Genomic DNA, 22,490 nt, shown 5'->3' with positions numbered 1-22,490 from the left:
GTTATGGCATTATCAAAATTAGATAGAAGAAATAAAATTAGAAAACGTATCCGTAAGGATATCGTTGGAACAACAAGCCGTCCTAGATTATCTGTTTTTAGAAGCAATAAAGAAATTTATGCTCAGATTATCGATGACGTTGAAGGTAAAACTTTGGCATCAGCTTCTTCAAGAGATAAGGATATCGCTTCTGCTTCTGCAGATAGAAAAGAGCAGGCTCAAATGGTTGGAAAAACCATTGCTGAGAAGGCGAAAAAAGCCGGAATAGATACTATTTCTTTTGATAGAGGTGGTTATTTATATCACGGTAGAGTTAAATCATTAGCAGAAGGTGCTCGCGAGGGAGGACTAAAATTCTAGAAAATATGTATCAAGATTATAAAAACGTAGAACATGTAAAACCAGGAGGTCTTGAATTAAAGGATCGTTTGGTTGGAGTACAACGTGTTACTAAGGTTACAAAAGGTGGTAGAGCATTTGGATTCTCTGCTATTGTTGTAGTTGGAGATGAAAATGGTGTTGTTGGACAAGGACTTGGAAAATCCAAGGAAGTTGCAGACGCTATTTCTAAAGCGGTAGAAGATGCTAAGAAAAATCTGGTACGCATCCCTTTACACAAAGGAACTTTACCGCACGAACAAAAAGGTAAGTATGGTGGAGCAAGAGTAATGCTTCTTCCAGCTGCTGCCGGTACCGGTATTATTGCTGGTGGTGCGATTCGTGCAGTATTGGAATCTGTTGGGGTACATGATGTACTTTCTAAGAACCAGGGATCTTCAAACCCTCACAATGTTGTAAAAGCTACTTTTGATGCCTTACTACAATTAAGAAGTGCTGAAACTGTTGCGAAACAGAGAGGCGTTTCATTGGAAAAGGTTTTTAAAGGATAAATCAAGGAATAAGATGGGAAAGATAAAAGTCACAAAAGTAAAAAGTGCCATCAACCGCACGAAGAACCAAAAATTAGTTCTTGAATCTTTAGGATTGAAGAAGATTGGTCAAACGGTTGAGCATGACGATACGCCAAACATCCTTGGTATGGTAAATAAAGTTAAACACTTAGTTTCTGTAGAAGAAACAAAATAATAATCTCTCATGGATTTAAGTAACTTAAAACCTGCAGAAGGTTCAGTTAGAAAGAATAGCAAGCGTATTGGTCGTGGTGAAGGATCTGGTAAAGGTGGAACCGCTACCAGAGGTCACAAAGGTGCCAAGTCACGTTCAGGTTATTCTAAAAAGATTGGTTTTGAAGGTGGGCAGATGCCACTTCAGAGACGTGTTCCAAAATTTGGATTCACTAACAGAAACCGTAAAGTATATCAGGGAATTAACCTGGATACATTACAGAACCTGGTAGATGAAGGAAGAATTAAGGATACAGTTGATATGGACGTGTTGGTTGAAAACGGTCTTGCCGGAAGAAACGAGCTTGTTAAGATATTAGGTAGAGGTGAATTAAAGGCTAAGTTGAAAATATCTGTTCATAAATTTACGGCCTCAGCGAAAGAAGCTATTGAAGCTGCCGGAGGTGAAGTTGTTACTTTATAATAGATAATCAAATGAAATTCATCAATACGATTCAAAATATTTGGAAAATCGAGGAGCTAAAAAATAGAATTTTAGTTACCCTCGGTTTGCTTTTGGTTTATCGTTTTGGGGCACAGGTTGTGCTTCCCGGAATTGATGCCGCTCAGCTTTCTAATCTGGCTACCCAAACGGATGGTGGATTATTAGGGCTTCTTAATGCTTTTACCGGAGGTGCATTCTCAAATGCATCGGTTTTTGCACTGGGGATCATGCCCTATATTTCTGCTTCCATTGTGGTGCAGCTGATGGGAATTGCGATTCCTTATCTTCAGAAGCTTCAGAAAGAAGGAGAAAGCGGGCGTAAGAAGATTAATCAGATCACACGTTGGCTTACCATTGCGATTACCCTTGTACAGGGGCCAGGTTATATCTATAACCTGTTTGCGACCTTACCAGGTGAAGCATTTTTGTTAGGCGATAATCTAACATTTGTGGTATCATCAGTAATTATACTTACTACAGGTACTATTTTCGCGATGTGGCTTGGTGAGAAGATCACAGATAAAGGTATTGGTAACGGTATTTCATTATTGATTATGGTTGGTATTATTGCCACACTGCCACAAGCCTTTATTCAGGAATTCGCTTCAAGAGTATTTGAATCGAATGGTGGTCTTGTAATGATACTGATAGAATTAGTTATCTGGTTTGCCATTATAATGGCTTCAGTAATGCTGGTTATGGCAGTACGTCAAATTCCTGTGCAGTATGCCAGGAGATCTGCTTCAGGCGGATATGAAAAGAATGTTTTCGGATCAAGACAATATATACCGTTAAAACTGAATGCATCAGGGGTTATGCCTATCATCTTTGCTCAGGCGATTATGTTTATTCCTGTGGCTGTAGCTGGTCTATCAGACTCAGATACTGCTCAGGGTGTAACTGCTGCATTTCAGAATATTTTCGGATTTTGGTATAATCTAGTGTTTGCATTATTGATTATAATATTTACATATTTCTATACTGCGATCACAGTTCCAACAAATAAAATGGCTGACGATCTTAAAAGAAGTGGTGGATTTATTCCTGGTATTCGTCCGGGAGGTGAAACTTCTGAATATTTAGATCGTATTATGTCTCAGATAACCCTTCCGGGATCTATATTCCTGGCTCTTATTGCAGTGTTCCCTGCGATAGTTGTTCAACTGTTGGGTGTACAACAGAACTGGGCGTTATTCTTTGGAGGTACTTCGCTTTTAATTATGGTTGGAGTTGCAATAGATACTATGCAACAGGTAAATTCTTACTTGCTGAATAGACACTATGATGGATTAATGAAAACAGGTAAAAACAGAAAAGCAGTAGCTTAAATTATGGCAAAGCAAGCAGCAATCGAACAAGACGGAACTATCATTGAGGCATTGTCTAATGCTATGTTTCGTGTAGAATTGGAAAATGGTCACGTGGTGACTGCACACATCTCCGGAAAAATGCGTATGCATTATATAAAATTACTTCCTGGAGATAAAGTAAAACTGGAAATGAGTCCTTACGATTTAACTAAGGCTCGAATAACTTACAGATACTAAAAAGTAATTTTCAGCCTTTTATAAATTTTTTATACTTTTGCACTCTGAAAAATTTATGACGGCTAAAATTTCACAGAATGAGTTAAGACTCTGCCGGTGAATAAAAAAGAGATAAGATGAAAGTTAGAGCATCAATAAAAAAGAGAAGTGCCGACTGCAAAATTGTACGCAGAAAAGGGCGCCTTTACGTAATTAACAAAAAGAATCCTAGATTTAAACAAAGACAAGGCTAATTATGGCAAGAATTGCAGGGGTAGATATACCTAAACAAAAGCGAGGGGTTATAGCATTGACCTATATCTTCGGAATTGGCAGAAGCAGGGCTCAGGAGATACTTGCACAAGCTAAAGTAGACGAGAGTAAGAAAGTCTCAGATTGGGACGATGACGAGATTGGTAAAATCCGTGAGGCTGTTGGTCAGTTTACAATTGAAGGAGAATTACGTACTGAAGTTCAAATTAGTATCAAACGTCTTATGGACATTGGATGCTATAGAGGAATTCGTCACAGAGCTGGACTTCCATTAAGAGGTCAAAGAACTAAGAACAACTCCAGAACCAGAAAAGGAAGAAGAAAAACAGTTGCTAACAAGAAAAAAGCGACTAAATAGTAAGTAGTATGGCAAAGAAAGCAAATCCAAAAGCTAAAACTCAGAAAAAACGTAAAGTAGTCGTTGAATCCAACGGTGAAGCACACGTAACTGCTTCTTTTAACAACATTATTATTTCTCTTACCAACAAAAAGGGAGATGTTGTTGCATGGTCGTCTGCAGGTAAGATGGGCTTTAGAGGATCTAAGAAAAATACTCCTTACGCTGCACAATTAGCTGCTGAAGATGCTTCGAAAGTAGCACATGAGGCAGGTATGCGTAAAGTGAAGGTTTATGTAAAAGGTCCTGGAAACGGTAGAGAATCTGCAATAAGAGCAGTTCACAATAGTGGTATCGAAGTTACTGAAATTATCGATATTACTCCACTTCCACACAACGGTTGTCGTCCACCAAAGAGACGTAGAGTTTAATAAATTTTAATAATAAGAGAGGATTTAGATTATCGAAGGACTTATGCCTTAATTCATAATCCCTTTCTAAAATAACTATAGTAATGGCAAGATATACAGGTCCAAAAACTAAAATAGCCCGTAAATTCGGTGAAGCTATTTTTGGAGACGACAAATCTTTCGAAAAAAGAAATTATCCTCCGGGACAGCACGGTAATAACCGTCGTCGTGGAAAAAAATCAGAATATGCTATCCAGTTAATGGAGAAGCAAAAAGCCAAGTATACGTATGGTATTCTTGAGCGTCAATTCCGTAACATGTTTGAAAAAGCTACCCGTGCCCAGGGAATTACTGGTGAGGTTCTTCTTCAACTTTGCGAATCTCGTTTAGATAATGTAGTGTACCGTATGGGTGTAGCACCTTCAAGAAGAGCTGCCCGTCAGTTAGTTGGTCACCGTCATATCACTGTAAATGGGGAATTGGTAAACATTCCTTCTTATCACCTAAAAGCTGGTGACGTTGTTGGAGTTAGAGAAAAATCTAAATCACTTGCTGTGGTACAGGAATCACTATCAAATAACAGCAGTGTTTACGAATGGATTTCATGGAATTCAGAAAAGAAAGAAGGTACTTTCGTAGCTGTTCCTGGAAGAGTTCAGATTCCTGAAAACATTAACGAGCAATTTATAGTCGAATTATATTCGAAATAATAATTCACACAGAAGTCGAAATATGGCAATACTAAATTTTCAGAAGCCCGATAAAGTTATAATGATTGATTCAACCGATTTCGAAGGGAAATTTGAATTTCGCCCTTTGGAGCCTGGTTATGGATTAACTGTTGGTAACGCTTTAAGACGAGTGCTTTTATCTTCTTTGGAAGGTTTCGCGATCACTTCAGTAAGAATTGAAGGTGTAGATCACGAATTCTCTACCATTGCAGGTGTAGTGGAAGACGTAACTGAAATTATCCTGAATCTTAAACAAGTAAGATTCAAGAGACAAATCGATGAGATCGATAATGAATCGGTTACTATTTCGGTTTCAGGAGAAGAGCAATTAACTGCCGGTCACTTCCAGAAATTCATTTCAGGATTTCAGGTTCTTAATCCAGATCAGGTAATCTGTCACATGGATAAGAAAGTTAGCTTGAACATGGAGATCACTATCGAGAAAGGTAGAGGTTATGTTCCGGCTGAAGAAAACAAAAAAGCCAATGCTCCTCTAGGAACGATTTTCGTAGATTCTATTTACACTCCTATTAAGAATGTAAAATATAGTATCGAAAACTTTCGTGTTGAGCAGAAGACTGACTACGAAAAACTGGTATTTGAAATTATCAGTGATGGTTCTATTCATCCAAAAGATGCTTTAACCGAAGCAGCTAAGACACTTATACATCACTTCATGTTATTCTCTGATGAGCGTATCACTCTTGAAGCAGATGAAATTGCCCAAACTGAAACTTACGATGAAGAATCTCTTCATATGAGACAACTTCTTAAGACGAAGTTGGTAGATATGGATCTTTCAGTAAGAGCATTGAACTGTCTTAAAGCAGCTGAAGTTGATACTTTGGGAGACCTTGTTTCTTATAATAAGAACGATTTGATGAAGTTTAGAAATTTCGGTAAAAAATCACTTACTGAATTGGAAGAGCTTGTAAGCAATAAAGGTTTGAACTTTGGAATGGACCTTTCAAAATATAAATTAGATAAAGACTAGTTCAGGATTCAATTCTTAACTGGGATTTAAAATAAATAACCGTCATAATTTGCTCCTCAAAATGAGTTGTAGCAAGATGATGAAACATAAAATGTCATGAGACACGGAAAGAAAATAAACCACTTAGGTAGACAAACTGCACATCGTAAAGCTATGCTTGCGAATATGGCATGTTCCCTAATTGAGCATAAACGTATCAATACAACGGTAGCTAAAGCTAAAGCTCTTAAAGTATTTGTAGAGCCTCTAGTTACTAAATGTAAGAACGATACTACTCACAACAGACGTCTTGTGTTTAGTAAGCTTAGAAGTAAAGAAGCTGTAAGCGAATTATTTCGTGAAGTAGCTCCTAAAGTAGGAGATCGCCCGGGAGGTTATACCAGAGTTATCAAACTTGGTAGTCGTCTTGGGGATGCTGCAGAAATGGCATTGGTAGAACTTGTAGACTTTAATGAAACCTACAATGTAGGAGAGAAGCCTAAGAAGAAAAAATCTACTCGTCGTGCTGGTAAGAAGAAGACTGAAGATACAGCTTCTACTGCCGAGCCTAAAGAAGCTTCTGCTAAAGAAACGAAAAAAGAAGAGCCTAAAGCTAAAGAGCCAAAGGCTGAAGAAAAAAAGGACGATAAAAAAGAGGAATAACAATGATTCTTATTACCGCCTAAATTTTAAAAGGATAAGCTTTAATAGTTTATCCTTTTTTTATACCCAATAAATAAATTATTAAATTTGCCGCAGCATCAACTATATCACAACTATGAAATATCAGGCTAAACGTAAAGCGATCATCTTACTTGAAGATGGAACCATTTTTTATGGAAAATCAGTCGGAAATAAGGAAGGTAGCGCCGTAGGAGAAGTTTGTTTTAATACGGGAATGACAGGTTACCAGGAGATCTTTACAGATCCTTCTTATTATGGACAATTAATGGTGACCACCAATGCTCATATTGGTAATTATGGAACCAGTGAAAGGGAAAATGAATCCAATACTGCTAAAATATCGGGGCTTATCTGTAAGAATTTTAGTTATACAGAATCCAGGCCGGCATCAGATAGAACGCTGGAGGAGTTTCTGAATGAAAATAATATTTTCGCTATTTCAGATGTAGATACCAGGGCTTTGGTGACTTATATTAGAGAAAACGGTGCTATGAACGCTATAATTTCTTCTGATGTGACAAATATTGAAGGTCTTAAAAAACAATTGGCAGAAGTGCCAAATATGAACGGACTGGAATTGGCTTCTAAAGTTTCTACTAAAGAGGCGTACTACTTTGGTGATGAAAATGCGACCTACAGGATTGCAGCCTTGGATGTAGGTATTAAAACTAATATTCTTAGAAATCTCTCTGAAAGGGATGCCTATATAAAAGTGTTTCCTTACAATGCTACCTATGAAGAAATGAAAGAATGGAATCCTGATGGATACTTCCTTTCTAACGGACCTGGGGATCCGCAACCTTTGGAGAGTGCAATCAACGTTACAAAGACTATTATTGAAAAGGATCATCCCTTATTCGGAATCTGCCTTGGTCACCAGATTATAGCGATAGCAAACGGAATTAAAACCTATAAAATGCATCACGGACACCGAGGGATAAATCATCCTGTAAAGAATATGGTGAGTGGTAAAGGTGAAATCACGTCTCAAAATCACGGTTTTTCAGTAGACAAAGATCAAACTGAAGCACATCCTGATGTAGAAGTTACACATATATGTCTTAATGACGGTACAGTTGGAGGGTTGGCTATGAAAAACAAAAATACTTTTTCTGTGCAGTATCACCCGGAAGCAAGTCCTGGACCACATGATGCCAGTTACTTGTTTGATGAGTTTATAGATCGAATCAAATCAGTGAAAGCTTAGAAACAAAAATTATATAAATATAGAAAAGCCGGAATCTCGATTTCGGCTTTTTTTTTGGTTACTCTTAGAACTAAAATAAAATTTGCCAATTAGGTATATTCGGCTAGCTTTGAATCTTCGTCCTATCTAGATATTAAAATGAAGCATTTCTTATTTGTTCTGGCATTAATAGCAAGTCTGAATATATTTTCTCAGGAAACAACTACAAATAATCAATTCTCTCTAAATTTATTAGCTCCTTCAGCCGAATATGAATTTTCAGTTTCAGATCGGTCAACCATAGATTTAAATCTTGGAATTGGATTCACGTATCAATATTCTTCTTTATTCGGGGAAGCCTATGGTATTTATCCAGGCTTTGAGGCTCAATATCGTTATTATTATAATTTCGAAAAAAGAGCGGATAAGGGTAAAAAAACTTCAGAGAATTCGGCTAACTATATTACCGGTATCGCTTCTGTAACCAGCGGCAATGCAATAATAGGTGATTTGGATTATGAAAATGATTACGGCGCATTTGTAGGCCCAGCCTGGGGATTGCAAAGAGTTTATGAAAGCGGATTTAAATTGAATTTAAACCTGGGGCTTGGTTTAGGATTTAATGATTCAGGGGACACCTACGTTAAACCACTATTTTCGTTTCAGTTAGGATGGTTGGTCGCACAATAATAATTTTCTTCTTCATACTTAATTCCATACATGGAATTGCGCAAAAGCACCCGGTGTTGTATGGGGGCTTTGAATATTATCGGCATACAGGATTTGAGAATGATGCTTTTTATAATGTAAACTTTGGAAGTCAGGTTTATCAATGGGAATTTTTTGCACCTGAAGTAGGGTTGAATTTTAGTGCTGGAATATTGCCTGAAAGGGAATTTAATGATAGTCCGGATCCAAATGCCATTCCTGGTGCTTTATACAAAGCTTCATTTACTTCTTTTTCTATAAGTCTTGCCCCAAAATTAAAATTTGGGAATGAGGAGGCTGCGCTAGTTCTTATTCCGGAGTATAATTTTGGAAAGCTCTATGCAAAAGGGAACTACTTTCTATATAATGGAAATGAGAGATACGAGCTGGAAGAGAAGCAGAAGTATTCAAAAGATCAGAACTATTGGAGTTTTGCAGCAGGAATAGAAGGGCAATTAGTGAATGTTGATCATCTCTGGTTTGCCTTTTATTTGAAGTACACCAGGTTAAATTCTAAAGAAGGTATAGAGTCTCTTGATTTTTCAGACTACGATTTTACGTCTGGAGGAGGTAGCAAAGATGGAATTGGTTTAGGAATACGTGTGTATTATGACCTCTTTTCAGCATTATGATAAAAACTTCATAAACCGAAAACGTTTTAGTATGTTTTAATGTTATAAATGCTTTAAAACTAACAGTCTCAGTCGATTTTTTATACTTGTCTTTGTATCTTGCAGATTGTTCAACTAACTAATAAAATAAGAAAATGAGCGCTATTTTAGATATTCACGCACGTCAGATTTTTGATTCAAGAGGAAACCCTACTGTAGAAGTAGATGTATATACAGAAAATGGAATTATGGGCCGTGCAGCGGTTCCTTCAGGAGCTTCCACGGGAGAACATGAGGCTGTTGAGCTTCGTGACGGAGGTAAGGATTTTATGGGAAAGGGAGTTCAGAAAGCTGTTGATAATGTAAATGGAGAGATCGCAGATCATTTATTGGGATTTTCAGTATTTGAACAAAACCTGATAGACCAGACAATGATAGATCTTGATGGAACTCCAAACAAATCTAAATTAGGGGCTAACGCCATTCTTGGGGTTTCTCTTGCTGTAGCCAAAGCAGCTGCGAACGAATTAAATATGCCTCTTTACAGATATGTAGGTGGAGTGAGTGCAAATACACTTCCGGTGCCTATGATGAATATCATTAATGGAGGTTCTCACAGTGATGCGCCTATCGCGTTTCAGGAATTTATGATCATGCCGGTAATGGCAGATAGCTTTTCCCATGCTTTGAAAATGGGAACTGAAATTTTTCATAATTTAAAGAATGTACTACACGATCGCGGTTTAAGTACAGCTGTTGGGGATGAAGGTGGTTTTGCCCCAACCCTTGATGGAACTGAAGATGCTTTAGATACTATTCTGAAAGCTATAGAAAAAGCGGGTTATAAGCCAGGGAAAGAAGTGATGATCGCTTTAGATTGTGCTGCAGCTGAATTTTTTGTAGACGGGAAATACGATTATACCAAATTTGAAGGAGATAAAGGGAAAGTAAGAACGAGCGAAGAACAGGCAGATTACCTTGCAGAACTTGCTTCAAAATATCCAATTATCTCTATTGAAGATGGAATGGATGAAAATGACTGGGAAGGTTGGAAAGCAGTTACCGATAAAATCGGGGATAAAGTTCAGTTGGTTGGTGATGACCTTTTCGTAACCAATGTGGAGCGTTTGGGAAGAGGAATTAAAGAAAGTATTGCAAATTCTATTTTGATCAAAGTAAATCAGATTGGAACGTTAACTGAAACTATTGCTGCGGTAAATATGGCTCATAATGCCGGGTACACTTCTGTAATGTCACACAGATCTGGAGAAACTGAAGATAATACGATTGCAGATCTTGCGGTGGCATTGAATACTGGCCAGATTAAAACAGGTTCTGCTTCCCGTAGTGATCGTATGGCTAAATACAATCAATTGTTAAGAATTGAGGAAGAACTTGGAGATGTAGCCTTCTATCCTCAGGATAAAGCATTCAAAATAAAGTAGTATTTTTTATAGATACATTAAAAAGCCTCTTCGGAAGAAGGGGCTTTTTTTTGTTTAATTATTTTCGATTATCTATTTTATTAACAATCATTTAATCAATTTCGCTGTGAGAGTCGTAGTTTTATGATTAAATTCAATTACTTAACTAACCAAAATCTTTGAAGACCAATTTTCTATTTGTCGCTGCTGAAAACGATGGAATTCCACGCTGTAAAGCTGGTGGAATGGGTGATGTTGTTCGTGACGTACCGAGACAGATAGCGGCAAAGGGCGATATCGTAAATGTAATCACGCCTTCATATTCACGTTTACATATTTCTGAAGCTAGAAAGATTGCCGACGTGAATTTTGTTTTCCGGGGAGTACCTCATAATGGAGAAGTGTACCAGGTTCAGGGGAAAAAACAGATTGCCGGAATAAAACATTATGTATTTCATCATCCAGATATAAAAGCCGGGGATATCGCCCATATTTATTTTAATGATCCCGATCAACCTTTTTTTACAGACGCCAATGTTTTTTCACTGTTTTGTACAGGTGTTGCCGCGGCTATCCGGGAAGAAATATTTGGAAAAATAGATATCATTCACCTTCATGACTGGCATACAAGCATGCTATTATTTTTGAAAGAATTTAATCCAAAATTTAGTGTATTAAAAGATATCAGGTTTGTGTATTCAATTCATAATCTGGCCATACAGGGAATAAGACCTTTCAGTAATAATTACTCTTCTGTAGATGCATTCTTTCCGGATTTAGAATATGATCGGGAAAAATTATACGATCGTCGCTATCCGGATTGTATTAATCTTATGGCGGTGGGGATTAGATTGGCAGATGCAGTACATACCGTATCGCCATCTTACAAAGAAGATATTCAGAAGCCGAGTCATCCGCCCCATTTTATTGGAGGTGAAGGTCTGGAAGAAGATCTTAAAAAAGCAAAAAAGGAAAAGCGTTTATTCGGAATCTTAAATGGAGCCAACTACTCAAATATTAATGAGGTAGAAAAAGGTATTTTATTAAGACAATGTGTTCGAAGACTTTTTCGCTGGTTGCAAGAAGATAATAAAGATTATAAAGCACATTATCTGGCACATACAGGAGAAAAAATCACTCGATGGCAAGAGCACAACCCGGATTTTATTTGTGCCAGTGTTGCACGCTTAACAGAACAGAAATTTTTCTTCTTCAAAGAAAATCCTGATCTACTGGCTGGATTAATGGAAAAACTCACCGAGGTTAATGGAATATATATCCTTCTTGGAACCGGTGCACCAGAATATGAATCAATCTTTAGAGAGGCTAGCTATAAATACAAGAACTTTATATTTATAAATGCACAGTCTGATAGTATTATAGATATGTTATATCAAGAGTCTGATTTGTACCTAATGCCCAGTCAGTTTGAGCCCTGCGGAATTAGTCAGATGCTCGCAATGAGAAATGCGCAGCCGTGCCTGGTTCATCATACAGGTGGATTAAAGGATACTGTTGTACATAAGAAGACTGGTTTTAGTTTTGATGGGAAGAATATAGAAGAAAAAACCAAAAATTTTGTAGATGTATTCTCAGAAGCAGTAGATCTCTTTTTTAATGATAAGGAGACATGGCAAAAAATATGCGTGAATGCGAAGCAAGAGAGATTTACATGGGAAAAATCGGTAAATAGATACTATAAAGAACTTTATAAGATTTGAAGTTAGCAATGTTGTATTAGATCTGTTTGCGGTTAATGACATTCTTTATTGTCTCATAAAAACTTAATATTGAAACCTGCATTTTTTCCATATTTAAGCCTTTATTATTAAAACAAGCCTAAGTTTTTGGTTGTCTATAGTTAAATTTCATGAAAACTGAATAAAATCGGACTATTTATGAAATTTCGTTACTAGCCTTAAAATTATTTTAACACTAAATTTCGTAATTTAGCAATCCTTAAAAATTAATCTAAAAGAATTATATATAATATGTCTAAAACAGCGACACTCGAATTTGACGGAAAAAAATATGAGTTTCCCGTTACTAAGGGAACCGAAGATGAAATAGGCGTAGATATTAAACAACTACGTGGAGAAGCAGGAATCATAACTTTAGACCCAGGATTTAAAAATACTGGAAGCTGTGAGAGTGCTATCACATTTTTGGACGGTGAGAAAGGTATTTTAAGATATCGTGGTTATGCAATTGAAGATCTTGCAGAAAAAGCTGATTTTCTTGAAGTGGTATATCTATTGATTTTCGGAGAATTACCAAATAAGCAACAACTTGAGAAGTTTACTACAGATATTAAAGAACAATCTCATGTAGATGAGGAAATGAAGAAGATCCTTGATGGATTTCCGAAATCAGCACATCCAATGGGAGTTCTTTCATCGTTAACAAGTGCTTTGATCGCTTTTAACCCATCTTCAGTAGATGTTTCTTCAGAAGAAGAGATGTATAAGGCAATCGTTAAGATTCTCGGGAAATTCCCGGTACTTGCTGCTTGGACGTTGAGAAAGAAAAATAGCCTTCCGCTTAATTATGGTGATGAGTCTCTTGGTTATGTAGAGAATCTGCATAAAATGATGTTCGAAAAACCAAATAAAACCTATAGCGTAGATAAAACTGTGATTGATGCTTTAGATAAATTATTGATTCTTCATGCAGATCATGAGCAGAATTGTTCTACGTCAACGGTAAGAATGGTAGGTTCTTCTCATGCTGGATTATTTGCATCACTTTCTGCAGGTATTTCTGCGCTTTGGGGGCCACTTCACGGTGGAGCTAACCAGGCAGTAATTGAAATGCTTGAAAAAATTAAGGAAGATGGTGGAGATACTCACAAGTTCATGCAGAAGGCGAAGGATAAAGAAGATCCTTTCCGTTTAATGGGCTTTGGTCACCGTGTTTACAAAAACTTTGACCCTAGAGCTAAGATCATTAAGAAATCTGCTGATGAAGTTCTTAGTCAGTTAGGAGTTGAAGACCCTGTGCTTGATATTGCAAAGGGATTGGAGAAAGAAGCATTAGAAGATGATTATTTCGTAAAAAGGAAATTATATCCAAACGTAGATTTCTATTCGGGAATTATCTATCGTGCACTGGGAATTCCTGTAGAAATGTTCACGGTAATGTTTGCATTAGGTAGACTTCCGGGCTGGATCGCTCAATGGAGAGAAATGAGATTAAAAAAGGAACCAATCGGTCGTCCACGTCAGATTTATATTGGTGAAAATCACAGAGATTTTAAGCCACTTGGAAATAGATAAGATTCCATATTCTTATCAAAAATGAATTAATTAAAAAAGCTTCATCAACGGATGAAGCTTTTTTATATTTGTCAAAATTTTAGCAATGAAATTGCATATAAGCAACGAAACTTCAAGACTTAGAACTGTGGTGCTGGGAACAGCCGAAAGTAATGGTCCTATTCCTACATTAGAAGAGGCATACGATCCAAAGTCTCAAGAGCATATTAAGGCCGGGACCTATCCTGAAGAAGAAGATATGATTAAAGAAATGGAAGCGGTGGCTGCTGTTTTTGAAAAATATGAAGTTGAGGTATTCAGACCTAAGGTAATTGAGAATTATAATCAGATCTTTACTCGCGATATCGCGTTTGTGATAGATGATAAGTTTATAAAATCAAATATACTTCCAGACCGTGATCAGGAGATTGATGCTATTGAACATGTTCTTAAAAAAATAGATCCTGCCAAGATTATCACCTTGCCTGAAGAAGCACATATTGAAGGTGGTGATGTAATGCCTTACGGGGATTATATTTTTGTTGGCACCTACAAAGGAAAAGATTATAAAGATTTTATAACCGCCAGAACTAACTGGCAGGCAGTAGAAGCTTTAGAAAAGATCTTTCCCGAAAAGAAGGTTGTTTCCTTTAGCCTGAAAAAATCTAATACCATAGCAAAAGATAATGCGTTGCACCTGGATTGTTGTTTTCAACCTGTAGGAAAAAATAAGGCTATCCTATATAAAGGTGGTTTTTTAATTGAAGAGGAATATGAATGGCTTATAAATTTCTTCGGAAGAGATAATGTGTACGAGATCACTCGTGATGAAATGTACCAGATGAATTCTAATATTTTCTCAATTTCTGAAGATGTGGTAATTTCTGAAAAAGGATTTACCAGATTAAATTCATGGCTTAGAGAACAGGGAATCACTGTTGAAGAAGTGCCTTACGCTGAAATTTCCAAACAGGAAGGTTTATTACGATGTTCTACTTTACCTTTAATTAGGGATTAAATTTTTTATGATGAAGCAGATTACAGATACGATATTGATGGTAAGACCGGTTGGTTTTAGAATGAATGAACAAACCGCGGTAAATAATTATTTCCAGACCGAAATTGAAGGAGATGACATAAATGAGCTGGCCACACAGGAGTTCGATATTTTTGTGGAGAAACTAAGATCGGTTGGAGTAAATGTGGTGGTAGTAAATGATGTTCCTGAAGATGATACACCAGATTCAATATTTCCAAATAATTGGGTCTCTTTTCATGAAGACGGAAAAATTGCGCTATATCCAATGTTTGCTGAAAATAGAAGAAAAGAACGCCGACTTCAATATTTTGCTGAACTGGAAGATGCAGGCTTAAAAATTAAGGAAATTGTAGATTATACAATTGCAGAAGAAGATGATGTTTTTTTAGAAGGAACAGGGAGTCTTATTTTAGATAGAGAACATCAAAAGGCTTACTGTGCTATTTCTCCAAGAGCAGATGAAGATTTATTGATCGAATTTTGTGAGGATTTTGAATTTACACCGGTTATTTTCAATGCATATCAAAGTGTTGAAAATAAAAGGCTTCCTATTTATCATACCAATGTCATGATGTGCGTCGCCGAAGAATTTGCGGTTATTTGTTTGGATACTATAGATGATAAAAAGGAACGTAAGAATGTTGTAAAGCATCTTAAAATGGATAACAAGGAGATTATTTCCATCAGTGAAGAGCAGATGCATGAGTTTGCCGGGAATATGCTTCAGGTTCAGGGTTCAGAAAAGAAATATCTTGTGATGAGCGCCAGAGCTCACAGAAGTCTTACTGATGATCAGATTTCAAGAATTGAGAAACATTGCGAAATTTTAAGTTCTGAAATTCAAACGATAGAAACCTGCGGTGGCGGTAGTGCAAGATGCATGATGGCCGAGGTGTTCCTGCCAGAAGCTTAGATTTTTTCTGATCTTCTTCTAAAAAGTTTAATGCTGAAAAGCAGGATAATTATCACGCTTAAAATAGCAAACGGCAAAGAGCTTATAATTAAGAATTTCTGCATAGCGGTTAAAACATCAGCATCAGGTTTAACCTGACCTAGAACAATAATCGCTTCACAAAATATAAGGATCAATACCGCCCAGAGAAGGCGGTATTTTCTTTTCGGTTCAGGATTACCTTTATCGGTAAACATACTTAGAACGAAGATTGCAGAATCCACCGAAGTAACCAGAAAACTGATAAGTAAAACGATCACCATAATACTTGTAATAACAGGTAAAGGATAAGCCTCAAAAAACACGAACATGGAGGTGAAGACATTTCCAAATTCATTGTTATAAGAATTCCAGCTTTCAATTAACTCAAATGCCGAGGTGCCAAAAACGCTAAACCAGAAAAAACTTCCTAAAGAAGGGATGAGTAAAACGCCCAATATCATCTCACGGATGGTTCTTCCTTTTGAAATACGAGCGATAAATATTCCTGTAAAAGGGGCCCAGGCTAACCAGAATGCCCAGTAATAATAGGTCCAGTCAGTAAGAAACTTCACTCCGGGATCGTAGTCTCCTATTGCCAGACTTAGAGGAATAAAATCAATAATATAATGATAGAGGGAATTGAAGAAATTCAGTAATATTTCAGAAATATCCCCGGTTAAAAACACAAAAAGCATTAGTAAGAGCGCTACATAAATATTCCAGTTGGAAATTCTTTTTATGCCTTTGTTTACTCCAGCCCATGCAGACATGAAGGCTAGGGAACAAATAAGAAATACCAGTGCCATATTTTGCAATAATGAACCTGGTTCTCTGGATTCCATATGACTCAATCCACCTTCAATTTGGGTAGTCCCTAAACCAATCGCCGCCACAAGTCCGATTACCGTCGTTAGTATGGTGAGAATATCAATAGCTGGCGGTAGTAGCCGAATTTTCTTAAATTCTGAAAATCCAGAACTCAATCTCACATCTGCCTTCTCTACAAAAATGGAATAGCCAATAACGAGTGCAAAAAGCCCGTAAAATGCCCAGGCTGTAAATCCCCACTGATAAAAGGTGTACTCTAAAGAAATAATTTCCGCAGTTTCTCCGGTTTGAATGGGATTGTTTAGAAACATGAATACTGGCTCCTGTACTGCTCTTAGAAGAATACCGGCTCCCATTCCTGCAGAATAAAGCATTGCGATCCATGATAATCTATCGAATTCTGGCGCAGAAGTGCCCAGTCTTATTCTTCCGAATTTAGAGAATGCAATAATGAGAAGGAAAATAACACAGCCTAATCCCAGCCAGAGATAAAAAGTTCCGAAGTATTCCCTTACCCAAAGGGAGAGTTCTTCGATGCTATTATAAAACTGATTCGTAAATACGAAAATGAGGATAGAGCTAAGAATAAGAATGATCGCAGAGATCAAAAAGACTTTATTCTTAAATAGTGCGTTGAAATTTGACTTCAAGTTGGGTGGTTCTTAGTTCATAAAACTAATCTTTTTTAATCCCCTTCGCAATTCTATTGATCATACCCTCAAATATGAAATAATGAAACGGATACATAGAATACCAGTAAGCCCGCCCAAGTAAACCCTTAGGTCTAAAAGTAGCATTTTGGTGAAGTACATTGTCTTCATCTATTTTAAATTCCAGCCATGCTTCCCCGGGAACTTTCATTTCAGCAAATAACAGTAATCTTTTTTCCTCTTTATCGGCCAGGAGAACTCTCCAGAAATCAAGTGAATCTCCGGCATTGATCCTGTTTGGGTGGGTTCTCCCTCTGCGAAGGCCAACTCCACCAAAAAGTTTATCCATGTAACCACGTACTTTCCAAAGCCAGTTTCCGTAATACCAACCATTTAGTCCACCAATTGCCCATACTCTTTCCAGGGCTTCCTCGGGATCTTCAACTTCTATGGATTTTTTATCCTGCAGACACCCGTATTTCGGAATCTGAACATACTTATTCAGTTCTTTTCTGAACCTCCCGCTACTAAGGGAATCTTTCCAGCTGGAGATCACCTCATTTTGTTCAATTTTATGAAATGCCATTTTAATGGCTTCTTTATACTGAATGAGTTCAATATTAAGGATTTCCTGAAGACGTGTATCTTTGGTGATAACTTCAATAGCCATACTATCTACAAGATTTTGCGCAAGTCGGTAAGAAGTGGAGGTTACAAAATACAACCAGTAGGAACTTAGTTTTGGGGACATAAATGGTACTCCAACGATCCAGAGTTTTAAGCCTCGAACTTCAGCATATTGTTCCATCATTTCCTGATAGGTGATAACATCTGGACCGCCAACATCAAAAGATTCGTTATAACATTCTTCAAGACCAATAACTCCGGTCAAATACTGAATAATATTCCGGATAGCAATAGGTTGGGATTTTGTTTTCACCCATTTTGGAGTGATCATAGCGGGGAGTTTTTCACAAAGATCACGAATGATCTCAAACGAAGAACTTCCTGAACCTACAATAATAGCCGCTCTTAAAACGGTGACATTGAAATTTCCTTTGTAAAGAATTTCTTCAACAGCTTTTCTGGATTTTAAATGTTTAGATAACTCTTCTTCGTTAATGATACCGCTAAGGTAGATCACCTGATTTACGGAAGTTTCAGCCATCATTTTATTAAAATTCTCTGCAGCCTGGGCTTCCTGTTTGTCAAAATCTTTGGTGGAACCCGTCATTGAATGGATGAGGTAATAAGCAACATCGATATTTTTAATCTTTTCCGCTGCTGTTGAATCCTTAAGAAAATCTATTTCTACAATTTCAACTTTCTCTTTGAGTTCTTCATTGGAGGTAAACCTGCTTCGGTTTCGAACTGCACAAACTACTTCATGTCCCTGTTCAAGCAATTGTGGCAAAAGCCTCATACCTATGTATCCATTGGCCCCGGTAAGTAATATGCGCATTTGAAGAATTTGAACATCAAATTAGAGATTAAATTATTACTTTCACTTCAGATTAATAAAACTTTATTAAATGAATAACGTGCTTAAATTTGTCCTTTTGATCATTGGAATAGGATTGGTTGGTTATGGAGCGTATCAGCTCATTACACCTGAATTTTCAATAGATGCAGGGCCTTTGCAGGTTGAAGCTCATGGCGATAACACCCAGTCTTATGCTATGATCGTATTTGGAATACTTTCTTTAGTTGGAGGATTAGCTTTTAGGAAAAGGTAATTTATTAAACACTACTTAATAAGTTTATGACAGATGAACTTATATATTCCACACCAATAGCGATTACAATAAACCCGATAATCCTTGATATTGCGTTGATTCCGGATGCTCCAAGTATATTTACAATATAATGCGAACTTCTTAGCACTAATAAAGTTGCCAGGCAAACACTAAAAATTGCCATTACAGCAATTAATTTATCATTCCATGATTCATATTCCTGGTAAAGTCCGATAAGAAATGAAATTGATCCAGGTCCTGCAAGCATTGGGATTGCCAGCGGTGTAAGCGAAACACCATCCCTTTGAAAAGCATCTTCCTTTACTTTTGGCTTATCCATTCCTTTATGTTTTGAAAAAGAACCTGTAAGCAAGGCAAATCCCGAAGTTGTTATGATAAGTCCGCCCGCGATTCTTAGGGAGTCTAGACTTATTCCGAAGAAATTTAGAATATACCTGCCGGTAAAAAAGCTAATAAGCAGAATAACAAAGATATTGATCACCGTTAAAATGGACGTTTTTGATCTTTCGGCTTTTGAATCTTCTTTGGTGAGTCCAACAAAGATCGGGACCGTTCCTAGCGGATTTATAACCGAGAAGAGTGCTGCGAAAATATAAATAAATAGCTCCATTAATTTTTTCAGCAAAATTGCATCAGCTTTTCTTCTGAAAAATTAAAATGAAATCAATTTTAGGTTAAACAAAACACTTGAAAATTGAAGAATGTAAACTGAGTATTACCGAAGATCTTCAATTTGAGTTGGCGCATTGTCATTCTTATAATCAATAATCTTTTTGAAAAACTTATGAATTCCCGGGGTATCAGCCTTTACCTTGATAAAATGATGATCCTTATAGATGCTGTATTCTTCAGCTTTGCCTTTGTAAAGGTTCAATTTATAATATGGAATTACCAGAGCGTAGGTTTCTAATAGCGATCTAAACATCACAATAATGCCACTATTTCTCATTTCTACATTGCAAATATTGGCGTTGTTATCCAGAATAAGGAGATTGTGAATGTCTATACTTGTGGAGGTAATTTGCAGTTTTGGGGATCCGCTGCCTTTTAATTTTACCCTTTGCATCAACGTGAAAGGCTTACCCACTTCTGTATTTATTTTTTCTGAAATGGCCGGGCGGTTATAGGAAATATTAATTAGCATTTCTTTTTTCCTAAATATAAGGATTTGAATTTTAAATGACTTCGAGATATGCTTTATTACCTGATCTTACCAATGATAATTATTTCACTAATTTAAATGATCAGTTTCAAGATTTGGGTAATTTATTATGGCCTATCGAAAGTTTATAGTAAAATTTGAAGTGAAACTACCGTAGAATTTTAGGCTGTTTGAGCTTGCCAACTCATTCTACTCACGAGAATTTTTATAGCGAGTTCCTAAAATTTAGGTGGTGAACGATAAATTTAAATCAACTTGTGTAAGCCTAGATTTTTTTGGTTACTTTTTTCATCAATAGAAAAAAAGTAATAAAGGCAAATATGAGGGATAATATTCTTTTAAATCCTGATGTCGGCTGTCTATAATACTATGCCTTTAGAAATTTTTTATTTTATCTTTGCACACTTAAATTATTGGAAATACGCTAAAAAGCATAGGAAAATGAATATTGAACAAATTCTTGCATCAAAAGTAAACGAGGCCGTCAAGAAGCATTATGAGGTTGAACCTGAAAACATCGAATTTCAGCCTACCCGTAAAGATTTTGAAGGCGATATCACTTTGGTGGTTTTTCCGATGCTAAAACAGCTCAGAACCAGTCCTGCGCAATTAGCTGAAAAAATTGGGAAGTATCTGGAAGATGAGGTTGAAGAAGTTGCCAGTTTTAATGTAATTCAGGGTTTTCTGAATATCGTGATCAGTGACCAATATTACATCAATTTCTTTAATGATGTTAAGGATAGAGAAGATTTCGGGATTCTTTTGCCACAAAGCGACGCCAGCGGAATTATGGTGGAATATTCTTCACCTAATACCAATAAGCCGTTGCATCTTGGTCATATTAGAAACAACCTCTTAGGATATTCAGTTTCTGAAATTTTAAAAGCGGCCGGAAATGAAGTTTATAAGGTGCAGGTGATCAATGACCGTGGAATACATATTTGTAAATCTATGGTCGCCTGGCAGAAATTTGGAAATGAAGAAACTCCGCAATCTACCGGTCTAAAAGGCGATAAACTGGTTGGGAATTACTACGTAAAATTTGATCAGGAATATAAGAAGGAAATAGCTCAGCTAAAGGAAGAAGGAAAGAGCGAAGAGGAAGCAAAGGCTCAGGCTCCAATTTTTGTAGAAGCTCAGGAAATGCTGAGAAAATGGGAAGCGAACGATCTGGAAGTAGTGAAACTTTGGTCTACCATGAACCAATGGGTTTATGACGGATTCGAGAAAACCTATGATGCTCTCGGGGTCGATTTTGACAAGAATTATTACGAAAGCGAAACTTATATATTAGGTAAGGATAATATTCAGAAAGGCCTGGAAGACGGAGTTTTTTATAAAAAAGATGATGGAAGTGTCTGGATTGATCTTAGTGACGAGGGGCTGGATGAAAAGATCGTTCTAAGAAGTGACGGAACAGCGGTTTATATGACCCAGGATATTGGAACTGCCATTCAGAGATTTGCAGATTTTGATATCAACCAGATGGTATATACCGTTGGGAACGAACAGGAATATCATTTTAAAGTGCTTTTCCTTATTCTGAAAAAACTTGGTTACGATTGGGCAGATGCCTTGTATCACCTAAGTTACGGAATGGTGGATCTTCCTAGCGGGAAGATGAAAAGTCGTGAAGGTACGGTAGTTGATGCTGATGATCTTATTAGGGAAATGGCTGAAACTGCTAAAAATATTTCAGAGGAATTAGGGAAGCTTGATGGCTATTCTGAAACCGAAAAAGAAGAACTATACAGAATTATTGGGCTTGGAGCTTTGAAATATTACATTTTAAAGGTAGACCCTAAAAAACGAATCCTTTTTAATCCTGAAGAATCGGTCGATTTTCAGGGAAATACGGGGCCGTTTATTCAATATACTTATGCAAGGATCCAGTCAATTCTAAGAAAAGCTGAATTTGATACTTCAGCAGAGCTATCGAAAGAGTTTAGTTTTCATGAAAAAGAGAAAGAATTGATCAAGCAGGTTCAATTATTTCCAGAGACCATTGCTTTAGCGGCAGAAAATCATTCGCCTGCACTAATCGCTAATTACACCTATGAACTGGTGAAATCTTTCAATTCCTTTTATCAAAATGTTCAGATTTTGGGTATTGATGATGAAGCTGAAAAAGTTTTCAGAGTACAATTGTCAGGATTAGTAGCAAACGTTATAAAATCAGGGTTTAAGCTACTTGGGATCGAGGTTCCGGAGAGAATGTAAGCTGAAGTTAGAAGTGAAGAGTGAGAAGTGAAGAGTGAAGGGAGAAAAGAATCTGCGGAAGTCTTCGGAAGAAAGTAAATAAAAGAGGAAGTACGAAGTGAAACATTTCGTCATGCTGAACTTGTTTCAGCATCTAAACTGAAAAGCATTTTAAGGCGTTAAGAAATACGATTGTCATCCTGAGCGCAGTCGAAGGATGAAATTTTAATATTGA

General features: G+C 36.9%; 26 protein-coding genes. 22 read left to right on the top strand and 4 right to left on the bottom strand.

The genetic code is table 11. The features are described from left to right. The first annotated feature begins 3 nt into the window (after positions 1-3). The 20 genes from rplR to ctlX all read left to right on the top strand — a co-directional run bounded on the left by rplR (position 4) and on the right by ctlX (position 15,638). Positions 4-360, top strand: coding sequence for a 50S ribosomal protein L18 (rplR, locus tag GFO_RS13305; RefSeq protein ID WP_011710680.1), 357 nt, complete (start codon positions 4-6; stop codon positions 358-360). A gap of 5 nt (positions 361-365) precedes the next feature. Further along, a complete protein-coding gene (rpsE, locus tag GFO_RS13300; protein WP_011710679.1) occupies positions 366-890 on the top strand; it encodes a 30S ribosomal protein S5 in 525 nt (174 codons plus the stop codon). 13 nt (positions 891-903) lie between these two features. After that, entirely contained in the window at positions 904-1,086 is a 183-nt protein-coding gene (rpmD, locus tag GFO_RS13295; RefSeq protein WP_026933557.1) for a 50S ribosomal protein L30, read from the top strand. Positions 1,087-1,095: 9 nt separating this feature from the next. Beyond that, positions 1,096-1,548, top strand: a complete 453-nt coding sequence (gene rplO, locus GFO_RS13290) for a 50S ribosomal protein L15 (protein ID WP_011710677.1) — start codon at positions 1,096-1,098, stop codon at positions 1,546-1,548. Between the two features lie 11 nt (positions 1,549-1,559). Beyond that, positions 1,560-2,897, top strand: coding sequence for a preprotein translocase subunit SecY (secY, locus tag GFO_RS13285; RefSeq protein WP_011710676.1), 1,338 nt, complete (start codon positions 1,560-1,562; stop codon positions 2,895-2,897). Positions 2,898-2,900: 3 nt separating this feature from the next. Beyond that, positions 2,901-3,116 (top strand): translation initiation factor IF-1, encoded by a 216-nt coding sequence (gene infA / locus GFO_RS13280; RefSeq protein WP_011710675.1) that lies wholly within the window; start codon positions 2,901-2,903, stop codon positions 3,114-3,116. 116 nt (positions 3,117-3,232) lie between these two features. Then, the gene (gene ykgO, locus GFO_RS17595; protein ID WP_010519235.1) at positions 3,233-3,349 is read left to right on the top strand and encodes a type B 50S ribosomal protein L36; all 117 of its coding nucleotides are present in this window, start codon (positions 3,233-3,235) and stop codon (positions 3,347-3,349) included. A 2-nt stretch (positions 3,350-3,351) separates the two neighbouring features. Next, the gene (rpsM, locus tag GFO_RS13275; protein ID WP_011710674.1) at positions 3,352-3,726 is read left to right on the top strand and encodes a 30S ribosomal protein S13; all 375 of its coding nucleotides are present in this window, start codon (positions 3,352-3,354) and stop codon (positions 3,724-3,726) included. Between the two features lie 8 nt (positions 3,727-3,734). Next, positions 3,735-4,136, top strand: a complete 402-nt coding sequence (rpsK, locus tag GFO_RS13270) for a 30S ribosomal protein S11 (RefSeq protein ID WP_011710673.1) — start codon at positions 3,735-3,737, stop codon at positions 4,134-4,136. Positions 4,137-4,219: 83 nt separating this feature from the next. Next, positions 4,220-4,825 carry a 30S ribosomal protein S4 gene (rpsD, locus tag GFO_RS13265; RefSeq protein WP_011710672.1) on the top strand — a complete coding sequence of 202 codons (606 nt, stop codon included), beginning with the start codon at positions 4,220-4,222 and terminating at the stop codon, positions 4,823-4,825. Positions 4,826-4,847: 22 nt separating this feature from the next. Continuing rightward, the gene (locus tag GFO_RS13260; protein ID WP_011710671.1) at positions 4,848-5,840 is read left to right on the top strand and encodes a DNA-directed RNA polymerase subunit alpha; all 993 of its coding nucleotides are present in this window, start codon (positions 4,848-4,850) and stop codon (positions 5,838-5,840) included. Between the two features lie 96 nt (positions 5,841-5,936). Beyond that, on the top strand, positions 5,937-6,482 hold the full coding sequence (gene rplQ, locus GFO_RS13255) for a 50S ribosomal protein L17 (protein WP_011710670.1): 546 nt from the start codon (positions 5,937-5,939) through the stop codon (positions 6,480-6,482). A gap of 115 nt (positions 6,483-6,597) precedes the next feature. Continuing rightward, positions 6,598-7,710: a glutamine-hydrolyzing carbamoyl-phosphate synthase small subunit gene (gene carA, locus GFO_RS13250; RefSeq protein WP_011710669.1), complete on the top strand. Its 1,113-nt coding sequence runs from the start codon at positions 6,598-6,600 to the stop codon at positions 7,708-7,710. Positions 7,711-7,848: 138 nt separating this feature from the next. Next, the gene (locus GFO_RS13245; RefSeq protein WP_011710668.1) at positions 7,849-8,379 is read left to right on the top strand and encodes a hypothetical protein; all 531 of its coding nucleotides are present in this window, start codon (positions 7,849-7,851) and stop codon (positions 8,377-8,379) included. Between the two features lie 56 nt (positions 8,380-8,435). Beyond that, complete coding sequence (locus GFO_RS13240; RefSeq protein ID WP_041250139.1) at positions 8,436-9,029, top strand: hypothetical protein; 594 nt, start codon at positions 8,436-8,438, stop codon at positions 9,027-9,029. A 134-nt stretch (positions 9,030-9,163) separates the two neighbouring features. Continuing rightward, positions 9,164-10,453, top strand: coding sequence for a phosphopyruvate hydratase (eno, locus tag GFO_RS13235; protein ID WP_011710666.1), 1,290 nt, complete (start codon positions 9,164-9,166; stop codon positions 10,451-10,453). A gap of 158 nt (positions 10,454-10,611) precedes the next feature. Further along, positions 10,612-12,153, top strand: coding sequence for a glycogen synthase (locus GFO_RS13230; protein WP_011710665.1), 1,542 nt, complete (start codon positions 10,612-10,614; stop codon positions 12,151-12,153). A gap of 270 nt (positions 12,154-12,423) precedes the next feature. After that, positions 12,424-13,707 carry a citrate synthase gene (locus tag GFO_RS13225; RefSeq protein ID WP_011710664.1) on the top strand — a complete coding sequence of 428 codons (1,284 nt, stop codon included), beginning with the start codon at positions 12,424-12,426 and terminating at the stop codon, positions 13,705-13,707. An 85-nt stretch (positions 13,708-13,792) separates the two neighbouring features. Next, entirely contained in the window at positions 13,793-14,704 is a 912-nt protein-coding gene (locus GFO_RS13220; RefSeq protein ID WP_011710663.1) for a dimethylarginine dimethylaminohydrolase family protein, read from the top strand. A gap of 10 nt (positions 14,705-14,714) precedes the next feature. After that, complete coding sequence (gene ctlX, locus GFO_RS13215) at positions 14,715-15,638, top strand: citrulline utilization hydrolase CtlX (RefSeq protein ID WP_041250138.1); 924 nt, start codon at positions 14,715-14,717, stop codon at positions 15,636-15,638. Here the strand turns inward: ctlX and GFO_RS13210 are convergent. Continuing rightward, on the bottom strand, positions 15,635-17,137 hold the full coding sequence (locus tag GFO_RS13210; protein WP_011710661.1) for a BCCT family transporter: 1,503 nt from the start codon (positions 17,135-17,137) through the stop codon (positions 15,635-15,637). The genes ctlX and GFO_RS13210 overlap by 4 nt on opposite strands. Positions 17,138-17,162: 25 nt before the next feature. After that, positions 17,163-18,599 (bottom strand): SDR family oxidoreductase, encoded by a 1,437-nt coding sequence (locus tag GFO_RS13205; protein ID WP_011710660.1) that lies wholly within the window; start codon positions 18,597-18,599, stop codon positions 17,163-17,165. Between the two features lie 70 nt (positions 18,600-18,669). Between GFO_RS13205 and GFO_RS13200 the strand changes: the two genes are divergently transcribed. Beyond that, complete coding sequence (locus GFO_RS13200) at positions 18,670-18,873, top strand: hypothetical protein (RefSeq protein WP_011710659.1); 204 nt, start codon at positions 18,670-18,672, stop codon at positions 18,871-18,873. Between the two features lie 4 nt (positions 18,874-18,877). Here GFO_RS13200 and GFO_RS13195 read toward each other — a convergent pair whose 3' ends face one another. Next, the gene (locus GFO_RS13195; protein ID WP_011710658.1) at positions 18,878-19,504 is read right to left on the bottom strand and encodes a MarC family protein; all 627 of its coding nucleotides are present in this window, start codon (positions 19,502-19,504) and stop codon (positions 18,878-18,880) included. Positions 19,505-19,609: 105 nt separating this feature from the next. After that, a complete protein-coding gene (locus GFO_RS13190) occupies positions 19,610-20,038 on the bottom strand; it encodes a hypothetical protein (protein ID WP_011710657.1) in 429 nt (142 codons plus the stop codon). Between the two features lie 459 nt (positions 20,039-20,497). Between GFO_RS13190 and argS the strand changes: the two genes are divergently transcribed. Further along, on the top strand, positions 20,498-22,276 hold the full coding sequence (gene argS, locus GFO_RS13185; RefSeq protein WP_041250387.1) for an arginine--tRNA ligase: 1,779 nt from the start codon (positions 20,498-20,500) through the stop codon (positions 22,274-22,276). Positions 22,277-22,490 lie beyond the last annotated feature (214 nt).

Origin of the sequence: Christiangramia forsetii KT0803 (genome assembly GCF_000060345.1) — a bacterium.
Taxonomy (GTDB): Bacteria; Bacteroidota; Bacteroidia; order Flavobacteriales; family Flavobacteriaceae; genus Christiangramia; species Christiangramia forsetii.
This window is presented reverse-complemented; position numbering and strand designations above follow the sequence as displayed.

Excerpts from the sequence above, each read along its gene's own strand:
- rplR (WP_011710680.1), top strand. The coding sequence starts at position 4 with ATGGCATTATCAAAATTAGATAGAAGAAATAAAATTAGAAAACGTATC.
- rpsE (WP_011710679.1), top strand. The coding sequence starts at position 366 with ATGTATCAAGATTATAAAAACGTAGAACATGTAAAACCAGGAGGTCTT.
- rpmD (WP_026933557.1), top strand. The coding sequence starts at position 904 with ATGGGAAAGATAAAAGTCACAAAAGTAAAAAGTGCCATCAACCGCACG.
- rplO (WP_011710677.1), top strand. The coding sequence starts at position 1,096 with ATGGATTTAAGTAACTTAAAACCTGCAGAAGGTTCAGTTAGAAAGAAT.
- secY (WP_011710676.1), top strand. The coding sequence starts at position 1,560 with ATGAAATTCATCAATACGATTCAAAATATTTGGAAAATCGAGGAGCTA.
- infA (WP_011710675.1), top strand. The coding sequence starts at position 2,901 with ATGGCAAAGCAAGCAGCAATCGAACAAGACGGAACTATCATTGAGGCA.
- ykgO (WP_010519235.1), top strand. The coding sequence starts at position 3,233 with ATGAAAGTTAGAGCATCAATAAAAAAGAGAAGTGCCGACTGCAAAATT.
- rpsM (WP_011710674.1), top strand. The coding sequence starts at position 3,352 with ATGGCAAGAATTGCAGGGGTAGATATACCTAAACAAAAGCGAGGGGTT.
- rpsK (WP_011710673.1), top strand. The coding sequence starts at position 3,735 with ATGGCAAAGAAAGCAAATCCAAAAGCTAAAACTCAGAAAAAACGTAAA.
- rpsD (WP_011710672.1), top strand. The coding sequence starts at position 4,220 with ATGGCAAGATATACAGGTCCAAAAACTAAAATAGCCCGTAAATTCGGT.
- GFO_RS13260 (WP_011710671.1), top strand. The coding sequence starts at position 4,848 with ATGGCAATACTAAATTTTCAGAAGCCCGATAAAGTTATAATGATTGAT.
- rplQ (WP_011710670.1), top strand. The coding sequence starts at position 5,937 with ATGAGACACGGAAAGAAAATAAACCACTTAGGTAGACAAACTGCACAT.
- carA (WP_011710669.1), top strand. The coding sequence starts at position 6,598 with ATGAAATATCAGGCTAAACGTAAAGCGATCATCTTACTTGAAGATGGA.
- GFO_RS13245 (WP_011710668.1), top strand. The coding sequence starts at position 7,849 with ATGAAGCATTTCTTATTTGTTCTGGCATTAATAGCAAGTCTGAATATA.
- eno (WP_011710666.1), top strand. The coding sequence starts at position 9,164 with ATGAGCGCTATTTTAGATATTCACGCACGTCAGATTTTTGATTCAAGA.
- GFO_RS13225 (WP_011710664.1), top strand. The coding sequence starts at position 12,424 with ATGTCTAAAACAGCGACACTCGAATTTGACGGAAAAAAATATGAGTTT.
- GFO_RS13220 (WP_011710663.1), top strand. The coding sequence starts at position 13,793 with ATGAAATTGCATATAAGCAACGAAACTTCAAGACTTAGAACTGTGGTG.
- ctlX (WP_041250138.1), top strand. The coding sequence starts at position 14,715 with ATGAAGCAGATTACAGATACGATATTGATGGTAAGACCGGTTGGTTTT.
- GFO_RS13205 (WP_011710660.1), bottom strand. The coding sequence starts at position 18,599 with ATGCGCATATTACTTACCGGGGCCAATGGATACATAGGTATGAGGCTT.
- GFO_RS13200 (WP_011710659.1), top strand. The coding sequence starts at position 18,670 with ATGAATAACGTGCTTAAATTTGTCCTTTTGATCATTGGAATAGGATTG.
- GFO_RS13195 (WP_011710658.1), bottom strand. The coding sequence starts at position 19,504 with ATGGAGCTATTTATTTATATTTTCGCAGCACTCTTCTCGGTTATAAAT.
- GFO_RS13190 (WP_011710657.1), bottom strand. The coding sequence starts at position 20,038 with ATGCTAATTAATATTTCCTATAACCGCCCGGCCATTTCAGAAAAAATA.
- argS (WP_041250387.1), top strand. The coding sequence starts at position 20,498 with ATGAATATTGAACAAATTCTTGCATCAAAAGTAAACGAGGCCGTCAAG.